This is a genomic window from Polynucleobacter sp. AP-Capit-er-40B-B4 (assembly GCF_018882245.1).
GTDB lineage: Bacteria > Pseudomonadota > Gammaproteobacteria > Burkholderiales > Burkholderiaceae > Polynucleobacter.
Genome location: NZ_JACVOV010000002.1, coordinates 176415 through 197466, shown reverse-complemented (window position 1 = coordinate 197466; position 21052 = coordinate 176415). Strand labels below are relative to the sequence as shown.

24 protein-coding genes and 1 other RNA gene are annotated in these 21052 nt (G+C 46.4%); 14 read left to right on the top strand and 11 right to left on the bottom strand.

Annotated elements, in window-relative coordinates; translation table 11 throughout:
* Window positions 1-6: 6 nt before the first annotated feature.
* Both ICN19_RS05990 and ICN19_RS05985 read right to left on the bottom strand, forming a co-directional pair.
* The gene (locus ICN19_RS05990) at window positions 7-459 is read right to left on the bottom strand and encodes a cytochrome c (RefSeq protein WP_216246218.1); all 453 of its coding nucleotides are present in this window, start codon (window positions 457-459) and stop codon (window positions 7-9) included.
* A gap of 68 nt (window positions 460-527) precedes the next feature.
* Entirely contained in the window at window positions 528-1190 is a 663-nt protein-coding gene (locus ICN19_RS05985) for a site-2 protease family protein (RefSeq protein WP_216246217.1), read from the bottom strand.
* A gap of 28 nt (window positions 1191-1218) precedes the next feature.
* Here ICN19_RS05985 and ICN19_RS05980 point away from each other — a divergent pair, with 28 nt between their 5' ends.
* The 4 genes from ICN19_RS05980 to crcB are packed head-to-tail and all read left to right on the top strand — an operon-like array spanning window position 1219 to window position 2745.
* The gene (locus ICN19_RS05980) at window positions 1219-1386 is read left to right on the top strand and encodes a hypothetical protein (RefSeq protein WP_161484716.1); all 168 of its coding nucleotides are present in this window, start codon (window positions 1219-1221) and stop codon (window positions 1384-1386) included.
* 44 nt (window positions 1387-1430) lie between these two features.
* Window positions 1431-1568 (top strand): hypothetical protein, encoded by a 138-nt coding sequence (locus tag ICN19_RS05975; RefSeq protein WP_012358215.1) that lies wholly within the window; start codon window positions 1431-1433, stop codon window positions 1566-1568.
* Window positions 1569-1577: 9 nt separating this feature from the next.
* The gene (gene ygiD, locus ICN19_RS05970; protein ID WP_216246216.1) at window positions 1578-2357 is read left to right on the top strand and encodes a 4,5-DOPA dioxygenase extradiol; all 780 of its coding nucleotides are present in this window, start codon (window positions 1578-1580) and stop codon (window positions 2355-2357) included.
* 10 nt (window positions 2358-2367) lie between these two features.
* Window positions 2368-2745 (top strand): fluoride efflux transporter CrcB, encoded by a 378-nt coding sequence (gene crcB / locus ICN19_RS05965; RefSeq protein WP_216246215.1) that lies wholly within the window; start codon window positions 2368-2370, stop codon window positions 2743-2745.
* Window positions 2746-2786: 41 nt separating this feature from the next.
* Here the strand turns inward: crcB and ICN19_RS05960 are convergent, their stop codons facing one another.
* From ICN19_RS05960 to ICN19_RS05940, 5 genes are read right to left on the bottom strand one after another with little or no spacing between them, the layout of a single operon-like run.
* Window positions 2787-3764 carry a tripartite tricarboxylate transporter substrate binding protein gene (locus ICN19_RS05960; protein WP_216246214.1) on the bottom strand — a complete coding sequence of 326 codons (978 nt, stop codon included), beginning with the start codon at window positions 3762-3764 and terminating at the stop codon, window positions 2787-2789.
* Between the two features lie 17 nt (window positions 3765-3781).
* Window positions 3782-4303: a chromate transporter gene (locus tag ICN19_RS05955; protein WP_216246213.1), complete on the bottom strand. Its 522-nt coding sequence runs from the start codon at window positions 4301-4303 to the stop codon at window positions 3782-3784.
* The gene (locus ICN19_RS05950; RefSeq protein WP_216246212.1) at window positions 4300-4845 is read right to left on the bottom strand and encodes a chromate transporter; all 546 of its coding nucleotides are present in this window, start codon (window positions 4843-4845) and stop codon (window positions 4300-4302) included. The genes ICN19_RS05955 and ICN19_RS05950 overlap by 4 nt, the downstream gene beginning before the upstream one ends.
* A 14-nt stretch (window positions 4846-4859) precedes the next feature.
* Window positions 4860-5837: a D-2-hydroxyacid dehydrogenase family protein gene (locus ICN19_RS05945; RefSeq protein ID WP_216246211.1), complete on the bottom strand. Its 978-nt coding sequence runs from the start codon at window positions 5835-5837 to the stop codon at window positions 4860-4862.
* A gap of 23 nt (window positions 5838-5860) precedes the next feature.
* Window positions 5861-6643 carry a sulfurtransferase gene (locus ICN19_RS05940; protein WP_216246210.1) on the bottom strand — a complete coding sequence of 261 codons (783 nt, stop codon included), beginning with the start codon at window positions 6641-6643 and terminating at the stop codon, window positions 5861-5863.
* A gap of 88 nt (window positions 6644-6731) precedes the next feature.
* Between ICN19_RS05940 and ICN19_RS05935 the strand changes: the two genes are divergently transcribed.
* The 7 genes from ICN19_RS05935 (at window position 6732) to ICN19_RS05905 (ending at window position 13435) form a co-directional block, all read left to right on the top strand.
* Window positions 6732-7745, top strand: a complete 1014-nt coding sequence (locus tag ICN19_RS05935) for a tripartite tricarboxylate transporter substrate binding protein (RefSeq protein WP_216246209.1) — start codon at window positions 6732-6734, stop codon at window positions 7743-7745.
* A gap of 22 nt (window positions 7746-7767) precedes the next feature.
* The gene (locus tag ICN19_RS05930) at window positions 7768-8319 is read left to right on the top strand and encodes a carboxymuconolactone decarboxylase family protein (protein WP_216246208.1); all 552 of its coding nucleotides are present in this window, start codon (window positions 7768-7770) and stop codon (window positions 8317-8319) included.
* 20 nt (window positions 8320-8339) lie between these two features.
* Window positions 8340-9194 carry a pirin family protein gene (locus ICN19_RS05925; RefSeq protein ID WP_216246207.1) on the top strand — a complete coding sequence of 285 codons (855 nt, stop codon included), beginning with the start codon at window positions 8340-8342 and terminating at the stop codon, window positions 9192-9194.
* Entirely contained in the window at window positions 9195-10367 is a 1173-nt protein-coding gene (locus ICN19_RS05920; protein ID WP_216246206.1) for a methyltransferase, read from the top strand. It abuts the gene before it with no gap.
* Window positions 10368-10650: 283 nt separating this feature from the next.
* Entirely contained in the window at window positions 10651-11088 is a 438-nt protein-coding gene (locus ICN19_RS10270; RefSeq protein WP_370625180.1) for an energy transducer TonB, read from the top strand.
* A gap of 3 nt (window positions 11089-11091) precedes the next feature.
* Window positions 11092-11271: a hemin uptake protein HemP gene (gene hemP, locus ICN19_RS05910; protein WP_255536954.1), complete on the top strand. Its 180-nt coding sequence runs from the start codon at window positions 11092-11094 to the stop codon at window positions 11269-11271.
* An 85-nt stretch (window positions 11272-11356) separates the two neighbouring features.
* A complete protein-coding gene (locus ICN19_RS05905; protein WP_216246204.1) occupies window positions 11357-13435 on the top strand; it encodes a TonB-dependent receptor domain-containing protein in 2079 nt (692 codons plus the stop codon).
* A 77-nt stretch (window positions 13436-13512) separates the two neighbouring features.
* Here ICN19_RS05905 and ssrA read toward each other — a convergent pair.
* The 4 genes from ssrA to ompA form a co-directional block, all read right to left on the bottom strand.
* Window positions 13513-13871: a transfer-messenger RNA gene (gene ssrA / locus ICN19_RS05900) on the bottom strand.
* A gap of 60 nt (window positions 13872-13931) precedes the next feature.
* Entirely contained in the window at window positions 13932-14612 is a 681-nt protein-coding gene (locus tag ICN19_RS05895; RefSeq protein WP_216246203.1) for an HAD family hydrolase, read from the bottom strand.
* Between the two features lie 7 nt (window positions 14613-14619).
* Window positions 14620-15309 (bottom strand): bifunctional 2-polyprenyl-6-hydroxyphenol methylase/3-demethylubiquinol 3-O-methyltransferase UbiG, encoded by a 690-nt coding sequence (ubiG, locus tag ICN19_RS05890; protein ID WP_216246202.1) that lies wholly within the window; start codon window positions 15307-15309, stop codon window positions 14620-14622.
* 96 nt (window positions 15310-15405) lie between these two features.
* On the bottom strand, window positions 15406-15978 hold the full coding sequence (gene ompA / locus ICN19_RS05885) for an outer membrane protein OmpA (protein ID WP_216246201.1): 573 nt from the start codon (window positions 15976-15978) through the stop codon (window positions 15406-15408).
* Between the two features lie 159 nt (window positions 15979-16137).
* Here ompA and gyrA point away from each other — a divergent pair, with 159 nt between their 5' ends.
* The 3 genes from gyrA to pheA are packed head-to-tail and all read left to right on the top strand — an operon-like array spanning window position 16138 to window position 21049.
* Window positions 16138-18846, top strand: a complete 2709-nt coding sequence (gene gyrA / locus ICN19_RS05880; RefSeq protein WP_216246200.1) for a DNA gyrase subunit A — start codon at window positions 16138-16140, stop codon at window positions 18844-18846.
* Between the two features lie 26 nt (window positions 18847-18872).
* Entirely contained in the window at window positions 18873-19970 is a 1098-nt protein-coding gene (serC, locus tag ICN19_RS05875; protein ID WP_216246199.1) for a 3-phosphoserine/phosphohydroxythreonine transaminase, read from the top strand.
* Window positions 19970-21049: a prephenate dehydratase gene (pheA, locus tag ICN19_RS05870; protein WP_216246198.1), complete on the top strand. Its 1080-nt coding sequence runs from the start codon at window positions 19970-19972 to the stop codon at window positions 21047-21049. Before serC ends, pheA begins: the two co-directional genes overlap by 1 nt.
* Window positions 21050-21052: the final 3 nt, after the last annotated feature.

Below are 21052 nucleotides of genomic sequence, written 5' to 3'. Positions count from 1 at the left end.
GAGTGCTTATTTCTTTTTGAAGTCGTCATGGCAACCTTTGCAAGTTGCGCCTGCTGCGCCAAAGGCTTTCTTAATACTTTCAAGATCGCCAGACTGAGCGGCGGTATTCAAGTTGGCAACAGCTAGCTGCATTTTCTCACCAGCTGCTTTAAATTTAGCGTTATCGGACCAAACTGCTGATTCAGCTTTTCCGCCTTCTGTACCAGGACCAAATGCTTGCCATGGCAAAGTAGACATCATTGCAACGATTGCAGCATTCTTGGCAACTTCATCTTTGTTGTAAGGCGCCTCGCCTTTAACAACCGCGCCAATCTTTCCAAAAGAATTGGCCATCACTGTGAATGCACTTTGACGGTACTTAATAGCATCTTCTGGTTTCTGAAATTGCGCAAATGCTACTCCTGCGCCAATCGCTAAAACAGCTGCGGTACTTGCTAAAACGAATTTTTGTAGTTTCATGATTGTTCTCCTGGGGTGAGGTGCGCTACGTGTTTCAGGATATCGCAGAAAGGCCTTTTTCGCTTGTTTTAAAAGATCATTCTTAAGGGGCTGGTGATTAATAGGATGAGCCATTCAAAAAAGCTCATCAGGGGACTCATCCATAAAGCGCTAATGACCCCAGTAAACACGAGCCCCAACACAATAAAAAAGCCCCAGGGCTCCAACTTGCCCAGAGCAATCGATTGACGAGCGGGAAGTAGGCTTGCCAGAACTCGACCCCCATCTAAAGGGGGAAGGGGGAATAGGTTGAATACCAATAAGCCTAAATTCCATGTAATGCCCGCTTGAGACATGGAGATCAGAAATTTCTCATTGACCCCAAAGCCTACCAAGCCAATTAATACAATCAGCCAAATGAGCGCCTGCACGAAATTGGATCCCGGTCCTGCCAAGGCAACCCAGATCGAGTCAATTCGTGGGTTTCTGAGGCGTCTAAAGTTGACTGGAACAGGCTTGGCATATCCCACCAAAAAAGGCGAGCCAGTCAGAAGTAAGACCAGCGGGATCAAAATAGTACCAACGGGGTCTATATGTTTAGCGGGGTTGAGGCTGACTCGTCCCAGCATATAAGCTGTGTTGTCGCCAAATCGACGGGCGGCATAACCATGGGCTGCTTCGTGGATAGTGATGGCAAAAATCAGGGGAATCGCATTAATTGCGACAGCTTGGATAGAATAGTCAGTAATCATGGCAATATGATATCCATAGGAGCTCAAAGTGACTGACGAAAAGAAACCCGATTCAAAGACCCCGGCTAAGGCAGTAGTCGCCAAGCCACCAGCACGCCCACCTGTTCCAAAAGGCCCATCTGGACCGGCTGGAAGGCCTCAGGCAGGCTTTGGCGGGGGAAAAGGCATGATGCGCAAGGCTGGTCGCGGTCGATAGTGGATAATTACCCCACTCATTAATGTGTTTACAGAGGATTTAGCATGAACGAATGGCATAACGAATCAAAAGAAGAAATCAACAAAAAGATCATTACATTGATCGTGATGTTGGGCGCTGCTACTAGCTTGGCTATTTTGTTTGCTTTGGTTGCAGCTCACACAGGTTACGTATTCGGTTAATCTGTATTAATGACTAGCCATCGCCAACCTGCAGTATTTGCTGGCCATGGCAGTCCGATGTACGCCATAGAGCCCAACCGCTTTACAGCGGCCTGGTCTGCTCTAGGAAAAACATTCAAACGCCCAGACGCTATATTGGTGATCTCGGCCCATTGGGTAACTCGTGGTGTATGGGTTACCGCAATGTCCAAACCAAAAACAATTCACGACTTCGGTGGATTTCCGCAAGCTCTTTTTGATATTCAATACCCTGCGCCAGGCAGCCCTGCTTTAGCTGACCGCGTGCAAGAATTATTAAATGTCCCAGTAGTGCTTGAAGAAAACGAATGGGGTATTGATCATGGTGCCTGGTCAGTGCTCAAATATCTTTACCCAGAAGCGGATGTGCCGGTAGTGCAGTTGAGTCTAGATGGATCAATGTCAGCGCGCGAGCATTACGAGTTGGCTAAGCAGTTGCGCCCATTACGCGATGAAAACATTCTCATTTTGTCGAGTGGCAATGTGGTGCATAACTTGCGCACCATTCATTGGCAGGAAGATGCCGAGCCCTATCCTTGGGCAAAAGACTTTAATGATTTTTTTGTCTCAGAGATGCACTCTAATCATCACGATGCTTTAATTGACTGGGAGCGCTATGGTGATGCAGCTCATATGTCGATACCGACTGCTGAGCACTATTGGCCAGCTCTATACACCCTTGCTTTACAAGAAGAGGGTGAGCAAGTAAAAATCTATACTGATGGCATCGAGATGAGTTCAATTAGCATGCTGGGTTTCTCCATTCAATAAAGAACAGATTATGTGGCTATCGATCTTTGCAATTTTCTTTGGTGCCGGTTTAGGGGCTCTGTTAAGGGCGGCCTTTAATTTTCTAACGGTTGGTACTGGCGCTGTACTACCTTTAGGAACCTTTATTTCTAATATGGTTGGCGGTTATTTGATAGGGCTTGCGGTAGCATTTTTTGGCAATAACCCACATCTGTCTCCAGAGTGGAAACTTTTAGTTGTTACGGGTTTCTTGGGCGGCTTGACTACTTTCTCCAGCTTTTCTGCTGAGGTGGTTGGCTTTATGCAACGCGGAGAATTTACTTGGGCCTTGGGTACTGCTTTACTGAACTTGATTGGCTCACTCGTCCTTACCTTTTTAGGTATTCTGACTTACCAAGCCCTTAAATAAATAAAGGGGCCTTAGGCCCCTTTATTGTTTGCACATCTTTTTTACTCTGGTTTGATGTTTGCGCTCTTCACAACAGCGCTCCACTTGCTTGCCTCGGATTTGACGAGTGCCGCAAATTCTGCGGGACTACCCCCGCCAATCTCATTACCTTGTGCAAGCATCAATTCTCGCAGCTGAGGATCTTTGAGTGCTTCATTTGCAGCAGCATTGAGCTTATCAATAATGGCTTTGGGTGTTCCTTTGGGCGCGATAAGCCCTTGCCAATTTAAAACTTCTACCTTGGGGTAGCCCAACTCAACAAAGCTAGGCACATTCGGGAGTAAGGGTGAGCGCTTTTTGCTAGTAATGGCGAGTGGCCGAATCTTGTCAGCCTTAATGCTTGGTACCGCTGAATACATTTGATCAAACATGAGATCAACATTGCCCGCCATTAGATCGGTTAAAGCAGCTGAGCCACTCTTATAGGGAACGTGAATCATCTGAATGCCCGCGTTCAGCTCAAATAGCTCTGCAGAGAGTTGATGGCTTCCACCAATACCGCCTGAGGAAAATGTGAGAACACCCGGCTTTGCTTTTGCTGCAACAACAATATCTTGCACTGTTTTATATGGTGAGTTGGGATTAACTACTAAAACCAAGGGGCCCTTTTCTACCAGGATGATGGGCGTTAAATCGGTTTCAGGGTCATAACGTAAATTACCAAAGAGGGTTTTGTTTACTGCCATTGGCGCAAAGTTGCCCATGCCAATGGTGTATCCGTCAGGAGCTGCGCGCACGATAGCCTCTGTACCAATATTTCCTCCAGCGCCTGGTTTGTTATCAATCACTATAGGCTGCTTGAGGATCACACTCATCTTTTGACCGAGCTGACGACTTCTGGAATCTGCGCTTCCACCAGCGCCGTAGGGAACGATAAAGTTAATCGGCTTATTTGGGTAATTGCTTTGGGCAAAAACAGGACCCGAGAAAAGAGCAAATAAACCAAGCAGGGAAGCAGCAATATTTTGAATGATTCGCATATTTTTTCTTGAGGTAATTAAATAAATCCCAGCACGCCTAATACTCCACCTATGGCAATGAAGTAGAGGGGATGCCAGCGAGTAAATAAAGTCAGTCCGATAGTGGCAATGGTCAAGAGATATGCAGCAACCCCGTGGTTAATTTGCAAAGCAATCTCCCATGCGGAAGATAGAACTAGCCCAATTGCCAATGCTGCTGCTGCATATTGAATCGATTTCTTTTTAACGGGATCTTTGATGCCCAAGATAAAGCGCTGTAAGAAAAAGATCAAGATAGAAGAGGGCCATACTATGGCAAAGGTGGCTACGAGTGCGCCAATAATGCCGTAGATGTGCCAACCCAACAGGGTCACTGTCATAAAGTTGGGTCCTGGCGCAGCTTGGGCTATAGCAAAATAATCGGAAAATGTTTGCAGGTCGATCCACTGCTCTTGATTGACTGCTAAATTTAATAGTTCTGGCAAAAGTGCATTGACTCCACCAAATGCAATCATCGAAAACACAGATAGCTTCAGAAACAAACTCAAGAGCATGCTCATACTCTGCGAGCCTTTTTGCGCGCCAAGAAAATAGCCAATGGCGATGCTGTTAAAACTACCCAACCCAAGCCTAAATGAAAATAGGTGGCCGCAAGGATGGTGATCAAAACAACTAATAACATCGCTGGATACTGAAACTCATCGCGCAGCATCTTAAAACCAGTAGAGGCAATCAGCCCAACACCTACCGCAGATATGCCCCGCAAAATTCCTTGGACGGTATCAAGGTGGCTATAGTGTTCATACAAAGTTGCTAAGAGCATCACAATCGCTATCGGTCCAAGTGTGAGTCCAAGAACGGCTGCGACAGCCCCTCTAGCACCACCAAAGCGAGATCCAACACAGACAGCTAGATTCACAACGTTTGGACCTGGAACGATTTGGCATATTCCCAGGATGGCGCTAAATTCTTCCGAGGTCAGAATTTTTTCACGCTCAACCAGAGTCCGCCTTGCCCAAGGAAGTACGCCGCCAAACCCAGAAAGACCAATCTTGCTAAAGCTGATAAACAGCTGAAGAGAGGTCAAGCGAGTAGATGACATTGATCTGTATAGGCTTATTGCGGCTTAAAGGGATGCGGTACAGGCTTGTTTTCTAACCACGCCTCTAGGGTCTCGGTGATCCCTTTTGAGAAGGTGGCAAAAATAGGTTCAGCAATAAATCCAAGATGTGGCGTGACTAGTAAATTGGGGGTGTTACGCAACACATCTTTTTCTGGGAGAGGTTCAATATCAAAAACATCTACCGCAGCCTGACCTGGTCTGCCAACAGCTAGCGCTTTTTGTAAATCCGACATGTTGATCAGCGCTGAGCGTGAGGTATTCACCAAAATAGAATCCGGACGCATCAGTGCTAATTGGTCTGCACTGATTAAACCTTTTGTGCCGGGGCCGGCTACCAAATGCATGGACACCACTTTGGATGTTTTCAAAAGCTCATCAAGACTGACTGCTTTTGCATTCTCAGCCGCAGCACGTTCAGGAGTCATGCGTGGACTCCAGGCAACTACCTCCATGCCAAATGCAGCACCTACGCGAGCTACTCGACTGCCGATGGCTCCCAAGCCCATGATGCCTAGACGTTCGCCTGAGAGCATCGGTAAAACGGACATGGCATCACGCCAGCCACCAGACGCAATCAATTTATTCTCTTCAATCAAGCGCTTAGATGCGCCGAGAATTAAAGCCCAAGTAAGTTCTGCAGTAGTTTCTTTAGAGGGGCCACCAGGGGTACAAGCCATGGGAATATTTCTGGAAACGAGGGCAGATGCTTCTAGAGTGCCATTGCGTTCACCAGTGAACATTAAAAACTTGAGCTTTGGCAGGCGCGCAATCATGGCCTCATTAAAAGGGGATCGATCTCTTACGATGGCAATTGCATCTGCATCTTTAACAGCTTCATAGAGGGCTTCATCGCGTAAAGGCTCGTGATGAATAGTGAGGTTGGCTTGTTGATCCAACTTATCCCAATTGGAAAATCGGCGCAGTGCGCGCTCATAGTCTCCGAGAACAACGATATTAGGTAATGAGGTCATGAATGAGAAATGCTTTCAGTAGGTTAATCTGTGGAAGAGTTCATGCGCAGTTTTTTGCGAATAGAATTCTCTACAGGAATGGAGTCTAAATTAGGTTCAAGTGCTTCGCGCTCATCAAAAACAAAACAGCTTCCTTGGTAGTGAGCAGAGCCAACTTCTTCAAAGTACTTCAGGATTCCGCCTTCTAACTGGTAGCTATGTTGCATGCCAATCTCTCGCATATAGAGACCAGATTTTTCACAGCGAATCCCGCCTGTGCAAAAGCTAACCAATGTCTTATCAGCAAGTTCATCTTTGTGAGCGGAAATAGCTGCAGGAAATTCTGTAAATTTTTCGATATTAAAATGTAGGGCATTCTCAAAAGTGCCATAGTCAACTTCAAAGGCATTGCGCGTATCTACCATGACGACTGGGCGACCAAGGTCATCAGTACCCCGATCTAACCACTCTTGCAATTTTTTGGGGCTAATGAAATTGGCGCGACCTTCCTCTGGTCGGATGGCTGGATGGTTCATACGAATAATTTCATTTTTCAGCTTGATCAACATCTTTTTGAAAGGTTGATCTTCAGACCAGCTTTCTTTTGCCTGGAGAGGCTTAAAGCGAGGATCAAGGCGTAACCAATCTAAGAACCCGCGCAGCGCATCGGTCTTGCCCGCAAGGAACATGTTGATTCCCTCGCCAGTTAGCAAAATGGTGCCTTTAAGCTGGCGCGCATTGCATTCATCGAGCATCTTGGCGCGAAGCTCTGGTAGGCCATCTAGGCTAACAAATAAATAGGCTGCAATATTTAAAATCGACTTCATTTTTCTCTCACTTAGCTACCCCAGCATTATCGAGCAAATAGGCTGCAGGGGTGTTAACCTTGAGGTCTTATTTAGAGGAGACAAATCCATGCTGGATTTAGCAAAAATGGCCAAAAGAGCCTTTAAAAACATCTTATTAAGCTCATTGATGGTTTTGGGCTTCAGCGGCTTTGCATTGGCCCAAAGCGCTGGAGCGGGGGCTTGGCCGACCCAAAAACCAATTCGTTTAATCGCGGTATTCCCTCCGGGTGGCTCAGTTGATCAGGTTGCCCGCGTATTGGCACCTGCTTTGCAGGCCGAACTGAAGCAAAACGTCATTGTTGAGAATATTGGTGGAGCTTCTGGGGTGATTGGTACGTCTGCAATGACCCGCTCTGACCCGGATGGTTATACCTTTGCAGTGGTGTTCGATACGCATGGTGTGAACCCCAGTCTTAAAGACAAACTTCCCTACGACACGATTAAAGATATTGCACCTGTAGTGTTGATTGGTACGTCACCAATGGTGCTGGTGGCCAGTAAAAAATCTGGTATTACAAGCTTTAAACAGTTGGTAGATCTTTCGAAGACCGGCAAACAATTTAGTTACGGCTCTATCGGTATTGGTAGTTTGGGCCATTTGGCAATGGCCCGTTTAGCAAAACAAGCGGGCTTTGATTGGAACCACATTCCGTATCGTGGCGGTGGTCCGTTGATGCAAGATGCTTTAGGCGGTCAAGTAGAGTTGGCTGTTGGCTCAGAATTTTTAGTGAAGCCGCATATCGACAGTGGCGGTGTTATCCCTTTGGTTATTACTACTGCCAAGAGATCACCTTCTTTGCCTAATGTGCCAACGATTTCTGAGAGCGGCTTCCCTGGATTTAGTGCGCCTGCATGGTGGGCCGTATTAGCCCCCGGTAAAACTCCGCCAGCAGTGGTGGCTGCGATGAATAAGGCTTTAAACAAGGCACTGAAAACCCCAACTGTTGCTGAAAAGTTCAAGGCTCAAGGCATTCAAATTGTTGGTGGCACACCTGAAGCTGCGCAAGAATTTATTGGCAAGCAAATTGGTATTTGGGGCAAGTTCGTCATTGAAAACAACATTAAAGAAACTGCCCAGTAAGCAGTATTCATAAGAGAGATTTATGTCAGAACGTTTAATTCCCTATCAGCCAATGGATTTGGCTGAGCCTGCTGAGTTGGTGGCTGCTATACGCAAAAGACGCGGCGGTCAGTTTATTAATTTAGACCGCATGCTCTTGCATAGCGTTCCGATTGCAGAAGGTTGGAATCATTTCATTGGCGAAATTCGGAACAATTTATCTTTAGATCCCAAGTTGCGTGAGTTGGCTATGTGTGGTGTGGCGGTGCTTAATGGTGCCGAGTATGAATTCTTTCACCATGCACCACCCTTTAAGAAGGCGGGTGGCACAGAGGAGCAGGTACAAGGCCTACGCCTCATTGGACAAGCGAATTTCCCAAAAGAGTTGTATTCGCCTGTGGAAAATGATGCCGCTGAACTCACTTTTCAGATGACGCGCAACATCAAGGTGGATCCCGAGTTGATGAAGCGTTTACAAAAGGCATTAGGAAGTACCGATACGGTAGAGTTAGTAACGGTCATTGCCGCTTACAACATGGTGTCCCGCTTCTTAATCGCGCTTGACGTCAATCCTGAAGATCATCCGCCCGCTTAAAAGAAATATAAGCCCTCGACATGATCCGCAATATTCAAACCATTATTCCTGGCATTGCCACTTCTGATGGCGCGGGCGTGAAGTTGCGTCGCAGTCTTGGTGGGCAGAATCAAGTGAGGTTGGATCCTTTTTTGATGCTCGATGAATTTTCTTCGAATGATCCTAATGACTATGTAGCAGGTTTTCCAGCGCATCCGCATCGAGGGTTTGAGACAGTGACCTATATGCTTGAAGGTCATATGCTGCATGAGGATCACCTTGGAAATCAAGGCCACCTTAAGACTGGTGGAGTGCAGTGGATGACAGCAGGACGTGGCATTATTCATTCCGAGATGCCTCAACAGGTGAGTGGCGCCATGCGTGGCTTTCAGTTATGGATTAACTTACCTGCCAAAGAAAAGATGAAGGCAGCAGGGTATAAAGATATCCAGGTAGAAGATATTCCTAAAGTTGATTTGGAAAGCGGCGGCTCAGTGAAAGTCATTGCAGGCGCCTATAGTCATGAAGGAAATGAAGTGCAGGGTCCAATTCAAGGCATAACTACAGCCCCTTTGTTTTTAGATGTCCGCTTGCCACCTGATTCAGAATTTGAGCACCGTATTCCCAAAGAACTCAATGCGTTTGTATATGTTTACGAGGGTGAATTAGAAATTGGCGGGCCTATGAGGTCGGCCCCAAGGCAGGCAGCCATTGTTCTGGGAGATGGCGATCGTTTAAAAGCGAAAGCAGGGTCTGTGGGCGCGCAATTTATTGTCTTGGCTGCATTGCCATTGCACGAGCCCATTGTTCAATATGGCCCATTTGTGATGAATACACGAGCCGAGATTGAACAAGCAATTGATGATTATCAAAATAACCGTTTTGTGGTTTCCTAGGTGACCCCATCAACAACACTTCAGTGGGAAGATGGCGGACAGGTCCATAGCGCCAAGTGGCATTCTGAAAATGGTATTGCTCCCCATAAAAAGATTCAGATCGCAGACGACACTCTGACTGCTGATATTGCTTATCGCTTGGCTTGTGAAGGCACGGCAATGCTATACAAGGGTGACTTTCAAAATGCCCGACAGCTTTTACAGGCATTGGTGCGCAGAGTGGATAAACCCTCTAAGAAATCTTCTAGAGCCGATCGAGTTGCAAAAGAAAAAACCAAAAGCCCGCTCGATACATTTAACCTTCACCGTCTTGCCCAATCACAGCGTGCCCGTATTTTGGGGATGATATTGATTCCAGTAAACGCAGACCACAGCATCTCTTTAAGGCGTGCACCTGATGTAGCACAAGCCTGCTTAGAGGCCTATGGCGAGCAGACCGAGTCTTACGTCATCTCCCTCCGTGAATTGCTGGGTGTGATTAGTGCGCATGAGTGGCGAAAAAATGGCGTTCAAGTATTGACTAGAGATGATGAAGAGATTCGTATTCACCCGCACTATGGCGTGTTCTCACCTGTGCGCGGTGAGTATATTGATTTGGTATTAAAGACTCCGCTACCAGCCGCCATCAAGAAAAATTCAACTGCTTTCGATATTGGCGCGGGCACCGGTGTGCTTGCGGTTGTATTGGCTTTGCGAGGAATTCAGAAGATTATTTCTACGGATTTGGATGAGCGAGCGATCGCATGTGCACAAGAAAACATTAAGCGTCTAGAGTTGCAATCTCAAATAGATATTCTCAAGACTGATTTGTTTCCATCGGGCAAGGCGGCGCTCATTGTTTGCAATCCGCCATGGCTGCCAGCTAGACCAAGCTCTTCTCTCGAGCACGCGGTATATGACCCCGAGAGTCAAATGTTAAAAGGCTTTTTGAGTAACTTAAAGAATCATTTGCTCGATGGCGGTGAGGGCTGGTTAATTTTGTCTGACTTGGCTGAGCATTTGGGTTTGAGATCGAGAAATGAACTTCTTCAATGGATTGAGCAAGCAAACTTAAAGGTTCTCGCACGCGTTGATACCAAGCCAACGCATCATAAGGCGTTTGATAAAACAGATGCATTACATGCGGCGCGCTCTAAAGAAGTAACTTCACTTTGGCGTTTAGCGCTAAAGTAGTAACACAACAATATCCCTACGAACCCCGTCCCCATTGGGATTGTGGTTGTTTATCAAATGCATCATCCTTAAAATGTTTGTGAAGAGTCCGTAGTTACTGAAAGTTTTATCAGTTCAATTTCCTGCTCTTTACTTATTTAACTTTTAAGGAAGTCATTTGCTCCGTAGTTTCCCGCCTAGAAATATTTTTATTATTTCAGGTGTAGTCACAATCCATCTTTTGGCCTGGCTATTGTTTGCGCCTTCATCTTTTGAGAGTGAAAGATCGCTCACTTCAGAATCCATGATGGTGAATTTAGTGAATCAGCGCACACAACAACCCAGTCAGCGTAAAGACGCGTTAATGCCTAAAACGACCGCAATTACCCCTGCGGAAAATCTCGACCCCAGGCCTTCTGAGGGGCCTTCTGTAAGCAATGGGGAGGCAGGGGGTAGTAGCTCATTGGGCTTAATTCCCAGGCAAGTTCTACATAATCCCAAGCCAAACTACCCATTCTTAAGTAGAAAGCTGAGAGAGCAGGGCTTGGTGATGATTAAGTTGTGCGTTAACCCAGCCGGTTTTGTGGATGAAGCCAGTGTTTTCAAGAGTTCAGGCTTTCAGAGTCTAGATAGGTCGGCGCTCGCCACCTTGTCGCAATGGAGATTTCGCCCGCTTATCTCAACAATCAGCCATTCTTCACAGTGTTTTCAGGCCCCCGTTCATTTTAGTCTGGAAGGATAGCGCTTGACCGAGTACAAAACCACAGATATTGATTTGAAATACATGCGAGCACCTGAGATTTTCCCAAAGACTGTTTCAAGTTCCGTTCTGCTTGGTCAGAGAAAGCAAATCTTCATTACACATGACGGACAAACTTATCAATTGCGCATTACTAAATTGGGAAAACTTATTCTGACGAAGTAAAAATGAAATAGCTTACTAGCCAGCAAGAGCATCTTCATATGCATATAGCCAGCGATTTTTTTGTTGTTATCACTGGAGATGGTATATGAAGCATCAAGATGTTTTGTGTTATCGAAATAGGCTCGCCTGGTTTTCATCAATTGCATTATTGTGCGGAAGCTCTTTTTCAAGCTGGGTCAAAGCTCAAGATATTGAATTACCCAGAATTGATATTGTTGGTCGCGAGCAAAATGCCTTGAGCAAAATTCCCGGGACGGTGGATGTGATTGATCAAAAGAGGATGGAGGAGCTGCAGCCCCAATCATTGCAAGATGTTTTAAGGACAGTTCCTGGTGTCAATATTCGAGGTGATGAGGGTGGGTTTGGCGCCATTCCGAATATTGGTATTCGAGGTTTAAATCCAAGTCGTAGCTCGAAAGTGCTATTGCTTGAGGACGGCGCACCAATTCAGCCCAGCCTATTTATTTCTAATGCCTCTTACTACAGCCCTCCAGTTGAACGCATTGGTGGAATTGAAGTGTTAAAGGGTGCATCTGGTCTTCAATATGGTCCATCCAATATTGGCGGGGTAGTTAATTACCTTACAAAAACACCGTCACATGGCTTTAAATTAACCGGCAAGGTTGGCAATTATGGGTATCGTTTGGCAGAGATAGAGGCTGGAGGCAAGTCATCTACAAATGGTGCAATTGGCGGAATTAACCTGATTCAGTCAGAGTCTAGCGGATACCAGGGGAATGGTTTTAAGATGTACGACATCTTAATGAAGGGCGGCATTGAGATTGCGCAAAATCAGTGGCTCAGTATTAAGTACACGCATTACGATAATAATATCAATACGTCTTATGTGGGTCTGCGCCCCACTCAATATACCAACCGCACTAAAGAGAATCCGGCGCCTAATGACCGTTTTATTACTCAAAGAAATGCCGTAGATATCAATCACTCTGTAGAAGTTAATTCAGATACCAAAATAAATACTTTGATGTATTGGAGCAAGTTATCCCGAGACTATTGGCGACAAAGCATCGCGAATCGAACCCAAGACGCTACGATATTTAAGGTCTGCAATGTTGGCTCTGACTGTCTAGTTGGCCGTAATCGAGAGTTTCAAATGCTGGGTATGGATTCTCGAGTAAATCATGCGTATAAGGCTTTGGGAATCGCTAACGAAGCAGAGTTTGGAGTGCGCTTACATACGGAATCTCAAATTAATCAGTTGGTGAGCTCAAAAACATTGGCGTATTCCGGGCGAGTTTCGCTTCATGAGGACAATAAGGCTAACTCGATTGCCTTGTATGGTCAGAATCGATTTCTATTGACGGATAACTTCGCTTTAATTCCAGGGGTGCGAGTTGAAAGCTACAACCAAACTCGTTCAAATGTCATCACTGGTAAATCGGGTAGCGCTAAGAATGTGGAAACCATTCCACAAATTGGGGCGACCTGGCAGATCATCCCTCAAGCACAAGTCTATAGCAGTATTTACAAAGGATTTGCACCAGCTCAACTAGCTACGGCAATTGACGATAAGGGGGTTGATCAGCAGTTGGCTCCAGAGCGCTCCACCAATATGGAATTAGGTATGCGTGGGCGCTCAGGAGCGTTCTCCTATGATTCGGCTATCTTTAGCATGAACTTTAGCAATCAAATTGTGAACCAAAGTTTGGCCGCGGGAATTTCCAAAGCTAACGGAGGTAAGAGTTTGCATCAGGGGGCTGAGGCATCCCTTGGTTATGAGTTGGGTTATGGTTGGGCTATTAATGCCAATGGCACTTACATACCGGTTGCAAAGTTTGTTGGGACGAATTCTTTGGGGCGAGATGGCAATCGCATTCCTTATACCCCCAAGCTCACATCCAATCTTGGTGTGAGTTATGAAAAGAATGGCTTCAATACCTTGGTTAGTCTGAATTATGTCTCTGCCCAGTATGCTGACTCAGCAAATACTATTGTTCCAAATACCATTGGAACTTTAGGTGAGGTACCTGCCTTTACGACAGTAAATTGGAGTGCTAACTACGCTATTAATAAAGATTGGAAGGTATTCGGAGTAATTAATAACGTTTTTGATAAGCGCTATATTTCTAGTCGCAGTCCTGATGGTATTTTTGCTGGAGCACCACTTAACTTTCAGGCTGGCATGAGTTATCAGTTCAATTAATAAAACTTATTAATTGGTTTTAAGAAAAGCAAAACGCCACCTTGATAGGTGGCGTTTGTTTGTTACTGACTTCAAATTGGTGGAACCGGCGGGAATCGAACCCGCGTCCGCAAATCCTCCACAACAAGTTCTACATACTTAGTCATATCATTTGATTTAACCAGTTAGGCACGGACTGACACGTTCCTCACTGACGATTCACTAGGTTTTCGTACTATTCTTCGTGACACAAAATAGTCTTATCTCTTGTATATGACCCTGATGTAGCTTGCGCTACCTGACCCAAGAGAGAATCAGTTCAGGGGCAACCGCAATTAAGCGGCTAGTGCGTAACGTTCGTCGTTAGCAGTTATTACATTCCCATTGATTTACGAGATAACGGGTCCTCGGTATGCCCTTGATGCTTTGTAATCCACGTCGAAACCATGTCGGTCCCAGATTGCATGCATTGGAACCTCTTATTTTAAAGCCGCTAGCTTTAAATTGTTGAATATCTTTAGTCCCTGTTGGGAAAGATGATTTGCAGCAAATCGAGGGGATTGTTAGCGATGTAATCCGCACCCCAGGCCTCTGGAGGCTCTTTACAGCCGCAGTAGCCATAAGCGGCAGCCACAGTCTTCATCCCGGCAGCTTTGCCGGCCAAAACGTCTCTAATATCGTCCCCAACATAAATTGATTTATTTGGATCAATGTTGCTAGATCTGGCCGCATGCAGAATCGGCTCTGGATGTGGCTTGGAATATGGGGTGGTATCGCCAGAAACAGTGGAAACGGCACGCTGACGTAGGCCCATGAGATCAGTTAGCGGATTGGTAAAGCGCTCGCTTTTATTGGTGATGATTCCCCAGGGCAGCCTCGCAGCATCCATTTGATCGAGCAAATGATCTATTCCATCAAATAGCTTGCTATCAACGAGTAGAGCTTTTTCATAGTTGCTGAAAAACTCATCACGTAGCACAACAAAATCCTCATGATCTGGGCTGATTCCAAAGGCGCCTTCGAGTAAGCCGCGAGCGCCAGCTGAGGCATAAGGACGCAGAAACTCATAGGGCTTAGGTGTGAGATTGCGGGCGACCAGTAATTTGTTGGTGGCTGCCACTAAATCTGGGGCAGTGTCCGCTAGCGTGCCATCTAGATCGAAAAAGATGCCTGCATAGGGACTGAAAAGCTTGCTCATCTATCGATTACTTTCTGACGGCGATCATGTAATTCACATCGACATCATCACCTAGGCTATATACCTGAGTCAGTGGGTTGTAGCTCAATCCTTTGATGCCGACCATCTCTAGGCCTGCATGACGTGTAAACGCAACTAACTCCGAAGGCTTGATGAATTTAGCGTATTCGTGAGTACCTTTGGGAAGCAGTTTAAGAATATATTCAGCGCCAATAATCGCAAATAGGTAGGACTTAGGGCTGCGATTGAGGGTGCTAAAAAATAATGTGCCTCCGGGTTTGCAGAGTTTGGCGCAAGCGCGAACTACAGATGCTGGATCAGGTACGTGCTCAAGCATTTCCATGCAGGTCACTACGTCGTATTGTTCTGGTTGCTCTTCTGCAAGTGCTTCTGCAGAGATGGAGCGATATGTGAGGTTGGCACCGACTTCAAGTGCATGTAACTCAGCTACTTTGAGCGCCTTTTCAGATAAGTCAATACCAGTGGTCTCTGCACCCGATTGAGAAATCGATTCTGCCAATATGCCGCCACCGCAACCAATATCAACTACTTTTTTGCCGTTCAGACCCACAAAGGATTTAATCCAGTTCAGTCGCAAAGGATTAATGGCATGCAGGGGCTTGAATTCGCTATTAGGATCCCACCAGCGATGGGCTAGGGCGCTAAATTTGGCGATTTCTGACTGGTCGACGTTCATAGTGATTGGCTATCTGTGAAGCTATTGAAGAAGTTTACGAATATAGCGGAAATAAAAAAGCCCGCTAGAAGCGGGCTTTTTTACAAGTAAAGTGAATTACTTAGCTGCTGTACCAACAACTTCGATGTCAGTACGGCGGTTCTTAGCGCGGCCTTCAGCAGTTGCGTTTGATGCAACTGGATTGCTCTTGCCTTTAGATTCTGTGTAGATACGGCTACCGTCAACACCCTTGCTTACCAAGTATGTCTTAACAGATTGCGCACGACGCTGACCGAGGGCCATGTTGTATGCATCTGTACCAACGCTGTCAGTGTTACCAACAGCAATGATTACTTCCAACTTGATCTTGCTTAAGTCAGCAGCGATCTTGTCCAAAGTAGCTTTACCTTCTGGTTTCAAATCAGACTTGTTGAAGTCATAAAGTGTGTCAGCTTGCAAAGTAATCTTGCTTTGGCTAACGCCAGAAGCAGGAGCAGCAGTCAAAGCACCGTCACAACCTTTGGATGCAGTTGCAGGTGTCCAGTTGCTATCGCGCCAGCACAATGTGCCATCACCGTTTTTCCAATTCAAGCCTGAGCTGTTTACCCAGTTATCAACATTTTGTGCAGAAACAGCAGTAGCTGAAACAGTGATAACAGAAGCCAGCAACACTTTTAGGGTTTTGTTCATTTTTAGTCCTCAAAAATCTCTTTTTTAATTAAAGTCAAACTTAAATGTAATTCGCCCTACCTTGATGCAAAAACTGCAAAGCGACACATCTCAATTTCGTACAAACTGACAGAATCTTAGCATAGGGCCTACCTGTCATCAAAATGATATTATTTCCAGATGGAACAAGCCGCTAAAGAAACACTACCAATATCCCTCGAAGACGAAATGCGGCGGTCCTATTTGGACTACGCAATGAGTGTCATCGTCGGCAGAGCCCTGCCAGACGTGCGTGATGGCCTCAAACCGGTTCACCGCCGGGTCTTATTCGCGATGTATGAATTAAACAACGATTGGAACCGAGCTTACAAAAAATCTGCCCGTATAGTTGGCGATGTAATCGGTAAATACCACCCGCACGGTGATTCTGCGGTGTATGACACGATCGTTCGGATGGCCCAGGACTTCTCCTTGCGCTATATGCTGGTTGACGGGCAAGGCAACTTTGGCTCCGTAGACGGCGATAACGCGGCCGCCATGCGGTACACCGAGATCCGCCTCCGCAAGATCGCCCATGAGCTTTTGGCCGATTTGGACAAGGAAACGGTCGATTTTGGGCCAAATTACGACGGTAGCGAGAAAGAACCCCTGATTCTGCCTGCCAAAGTGCCTAATTTGCTCATAAACGGCAGTTCTGGCATCGCAGTGGGTATGGCAACCAATATCCCTCCGCATAACCTGGATGAGGTTGTTACGGCCTGTTTACATGTCCTGCACAACCCAGAATGCACGATTGATGAGCTCATTGAGATCATTCCAGCCCCAGATTTCCCTACCGCCGGCATTATTTATGGCGTTCAAGGGGTTCGTGAGGGCTATCGCACTGGCCGTGGGCGCGTGGTTATGCGTGCAAAGACTCACTTCGAAGACTTGGATAAGGGCGCGCGTCAAGCCATCATCGTTGATGAGTTGCCATACCAAGTTAATAAAAAGAACTTGCTCGAGCGCATTGCTGAGTTAGTAAACGAGAAAAAAGTTGAAGGCATTTCTGATTTGCGTGACGAGTCAGATAAATCCGGTATGCGCGTTGTGATTGAGTTGAAGCGCGGTGAAGTGCCTGAAGTCGTTCTCAATAATTTGTATAAGAGCACTCAACTACAAGATAACTTCGGTATGAACATGGTGGCATTGGTAGATAACCAACCACGCTTGTTGAACTTGAAGCAAATGCTGGAGTACTTCTTACAACATCGTCGTGAAGTAGTTACACGTCGCACGATTTTTGAATTACGTAAAGCGCGCGATCGTGGTCACGTCTTAGAAGGTTTGGCAGTTGCATTAGCAAACATCGATGAGTTCATCGCGATTATTAAAGCTGCTGCGAACCCGGTGATTGCTAAACAAGAGTTGATGGGCAAAGCATGGGATTCATCCATGGTGCGCGAGATGTTGGCTCGTGCTGAGACCGATACCCCAGGCGGTCGTAACGCTTATCGCCCAGAGGGATTGTTGCCTGAGTACGGTATGCAAACTACGGGCTTGTATCGTTTATCAGATAGTCAAGCGCAAGAAATTTTGCAGATGCGTTTGCAACGCTTGACTGGTCTTGAGCAAGACAAGATCGTTAACGAATATAAAGAAGTAATGGCAGAGATTTCTGACTTACTCGATTTGTTAGCGAAGCCAGAGCGTGTCACTCAAGTCATTGAAACTGAATTAAAAGAAGTTCAATCTGAATTTGGTATTGCTGGTGGCGATACAGGTCGTCGTTCATTTATTGAAATGAATGCAACCGAACTCTTCACTGAAGATTTGATTACGCCGCAAGATTTAGTGGTGACACTTTCAAATACTGGTTATATGAAGAGTCAGCCGCTGAGCGAATACCGTGCGCAAAAACGTGGTGGACGCGGCAAGCAAGCTGCTGCTACTAAGAATGAAGATTGGATCGAAACGCTCTTCGTAGCAAATACACATGACACGATTCTTTGCTTCTCTGATCGTGGTCGTATGTACTGGCTCAAAGTTTGGGAAGTGCCGCAAGGAAGTCGTACATCTCGTGGCAAGCCAATCGTCAATATGTTCCCGCTGATTGAAGGCGAGAAGATTACGGTGATTCTGCCAATTAAGGGTTACCAAGACGATCAGTATGTATTTATGGCTACGAGCTTGGGTACTGTGAAGAAGACGCGTTTGTCTGACTTCTCTAACCCACGTAAGGCCGGCATTATTGCTGTGGATTTGAATGAGAACGATTTCTTAGTTGGTGCTGCAATTACAGATGGTCAACACGACGTGATGTTGTTCTCTGACGCCGGTAAAGCCGTGCGATTCGATGAGAACGATGTTCGCCCAATGGGTCGCACCGCGCGCGGTGTGCGTGGCATGAACCTCGGTGAAGGTCATCAAGTGATTGCGATGTTAGTTGCTCCAGCAGAAGCGGCGGAAGGTGTTGAGGCGGCTGTAGTTGATGCAAACGGCATTGCTATTCCAAGCAGCGTATTGACTGCTACGGAAAATGGGTATGGCAAACGTACGCCAATCGCTGAATACACCCGTCATGGCCGCGGTACTAAGGGCATGATTGCTATTCAGACTTCAGAGCGTAACGGTAAAGTTGTAGCAGCCTCATTGGTATCTCCAGAAGATCAAATTATGTTGATCACTACTGGCGGTGTCTTGGTGCGTACACGTGTTTCTGAAATCCGTGAGATGGGTCGCGCTACTCAAGGCGTGACTTTGATTAACGTGGATGAAGGCACTCGTTTATCTGGCTTGCAACGCATTGCTGAAAGCGACTCAGATGATGAGACTGATGATGCAGAAGAAGGTGATGTCACTGCGGATCCAGCAACCGACTCTACTGACGACACGGCAGGTGACGCTTAAGCGTCACCTTTAGGCTAGACCACATCATGACTTTTGACCGCCGCATTTTTAATTTCGCTGCGGGGCCTGCTACTTTGCCTGAAGAGGTGTTGAAGCAGGCTGCCGATGAGATGCTCAACTGGCGCGGACTTGGCACTAGCGTGATGGAGATCAGCCATCGCAGTAAAGAGTTTATGGAAGTGTATGAAGAAGTCATTCAGGATCTTCGTACGCTCATGAACATTCCTGACTCTTATGAGATCTTGCTTTTGCAAGGCGGTGGTCTTGGTCAAAATGCAGCGATTCCAATGAATCTGATGCCTCTCGCTAAGAACGGCCCCAAGGCAGATTTCTTGGTAACCGGTGTTTGGTCAGAAAAATCATTTAAAGAAGCGCAGAAGTACGGAACGGCAAATTTAGCTGCATCTTCTGCTGCTGAAAAATTTAATACGATTCCTGCTAGAGCCACTTGGCAACTATCGAGCGATGCTGCTTACGTGCATTACTGCGCCAATGAAACTATTGGCGGTGTTGAATTTCCAGATGTGCCAGATGTCGGCAATATTCCACTGGTTGCCGATATCTCTAGCAACATTCTGTCTAAAGAGATGGATGTGAACAAGTGCGCCGTTTGGTTTGGTGGAGCCCAAAAGAATATTGGCCCGTCAGGCGTAACGATTGTGATTGTGCGCAAAGACTTAATTGGTCACAGCATGGGCATTACCCCAACAATTTGGGATTGGGCAGTGCAGTCCAATACGCAGTCCATGATTAATACCCCGCCTACGTTCTCCATCTATATGGCTGGCCTAGGCTTCAAGTGGTTGCTCAAGCAAGGCGGCGTGAAGGCGATTGAAAAACGCAATCAAGAAAAAGCGGAATTACTCTATAACTTTTTAGATCAAAGTAGTCTGTATGAAAATCGCGTCACCAAAGAATATCGCTCACGCATGAATGTGACATTCTTCTTAAAAGATGAAAATTTAAATGCAGAGTTTTTAGCGCAATCAAATGCAGCTGGTTTGGTTGCCTTACGTGGTCATAAGGCTGCAGGCGGCATGCGTGCCAGTATTTATAACGCCATGCCTATCGAAGGTGTAAAAGCCTTGATTGAATTTATGCGTGACTTTGAAAGGCGGGCTTAATGAGTACTGAAGAACAGCGTTTAGCTCCCTTGCGCGAAAAAATTGACGCACTCGATGCACAGATTTTAGATTTACTGACTCAGCGTGCTAAAGCTGCGCAAGAAGTTGGTCACGTCAAAGGTGGATTCGCTTCGCCAGTCTTCCGTCCTGAACGTGAGCGCCAAGTGGTAGCGCGTTTACAAGAAATTAATAAAGGCCCATTGCTGCCGGATGGCATAGCTGCTATTTGGCGCGAGGTGATGTCGGCTTGTAGGGCTTTAGAGGCTCGCCAAACAATTGCTTATCTTGGTCCAGTTGGAACATTTTCTGAGCAGGCTGCACAAACCTATTTTGGCCACTCCATTGCTGGCTTGCCTTGTGCGAGCTTGGATGAAGTTTTCAAAGCGGTAGAAAAAGGTGCGGCACAGTTCGGTGTTGTGCCCGTAGAAAACTCTAGTGAAGGTGCAATTTCTCGCACATTAGATTTGTTGCTGGACTCTTCAATGCGTATTAGTGGCGAAGTGGTGTTACCGATTCGTCATCACCTTTTAACGAAGAGTGGCAATTTGGATGGTGTGACAACAGTGTGCGCGCATGCTCAGGCCTTGGCTCAATGCCAGCAGTGGTTAAGTGTTCATGCTCCACAACTTAAGCGTCAAGCGGTGAGTAGTAATGCTGAGGCAGCACGCATGGCGGCCGCAGATCCATCATTAGCTGCTATTGCAGGTGATCCTGCGCAAGAAGCTTACGGCCTTCAGGCTGTTGCTGCGCAAATTCAGGATGATCCTCATAACCGCACTCGTTTCGTAGTGGTTGGTAGCTATGCATGTCAGCCAACTGGCAAAGATCAGACTTCATTGGTGCTCTCGGTAGATAACCAGCCTGGTGCTGTTCATCGCTTGTTGGCGCCTTTGGCTAAGCATGGCGTCTCGATGAATCGTTTCGAGTCTCGCCCTGCACGCAAAGGCACTTGGGAATATCACTTCTACATTGATATTGCCGGCCATACGGATGATGAGAAAGTAGTGAAGGCGCTTGAAGAGCTGAAGGGCGTCGCTGCTTTTTATAAGAATCTAGGCTCCTATCCACACTCTGCGTGATTT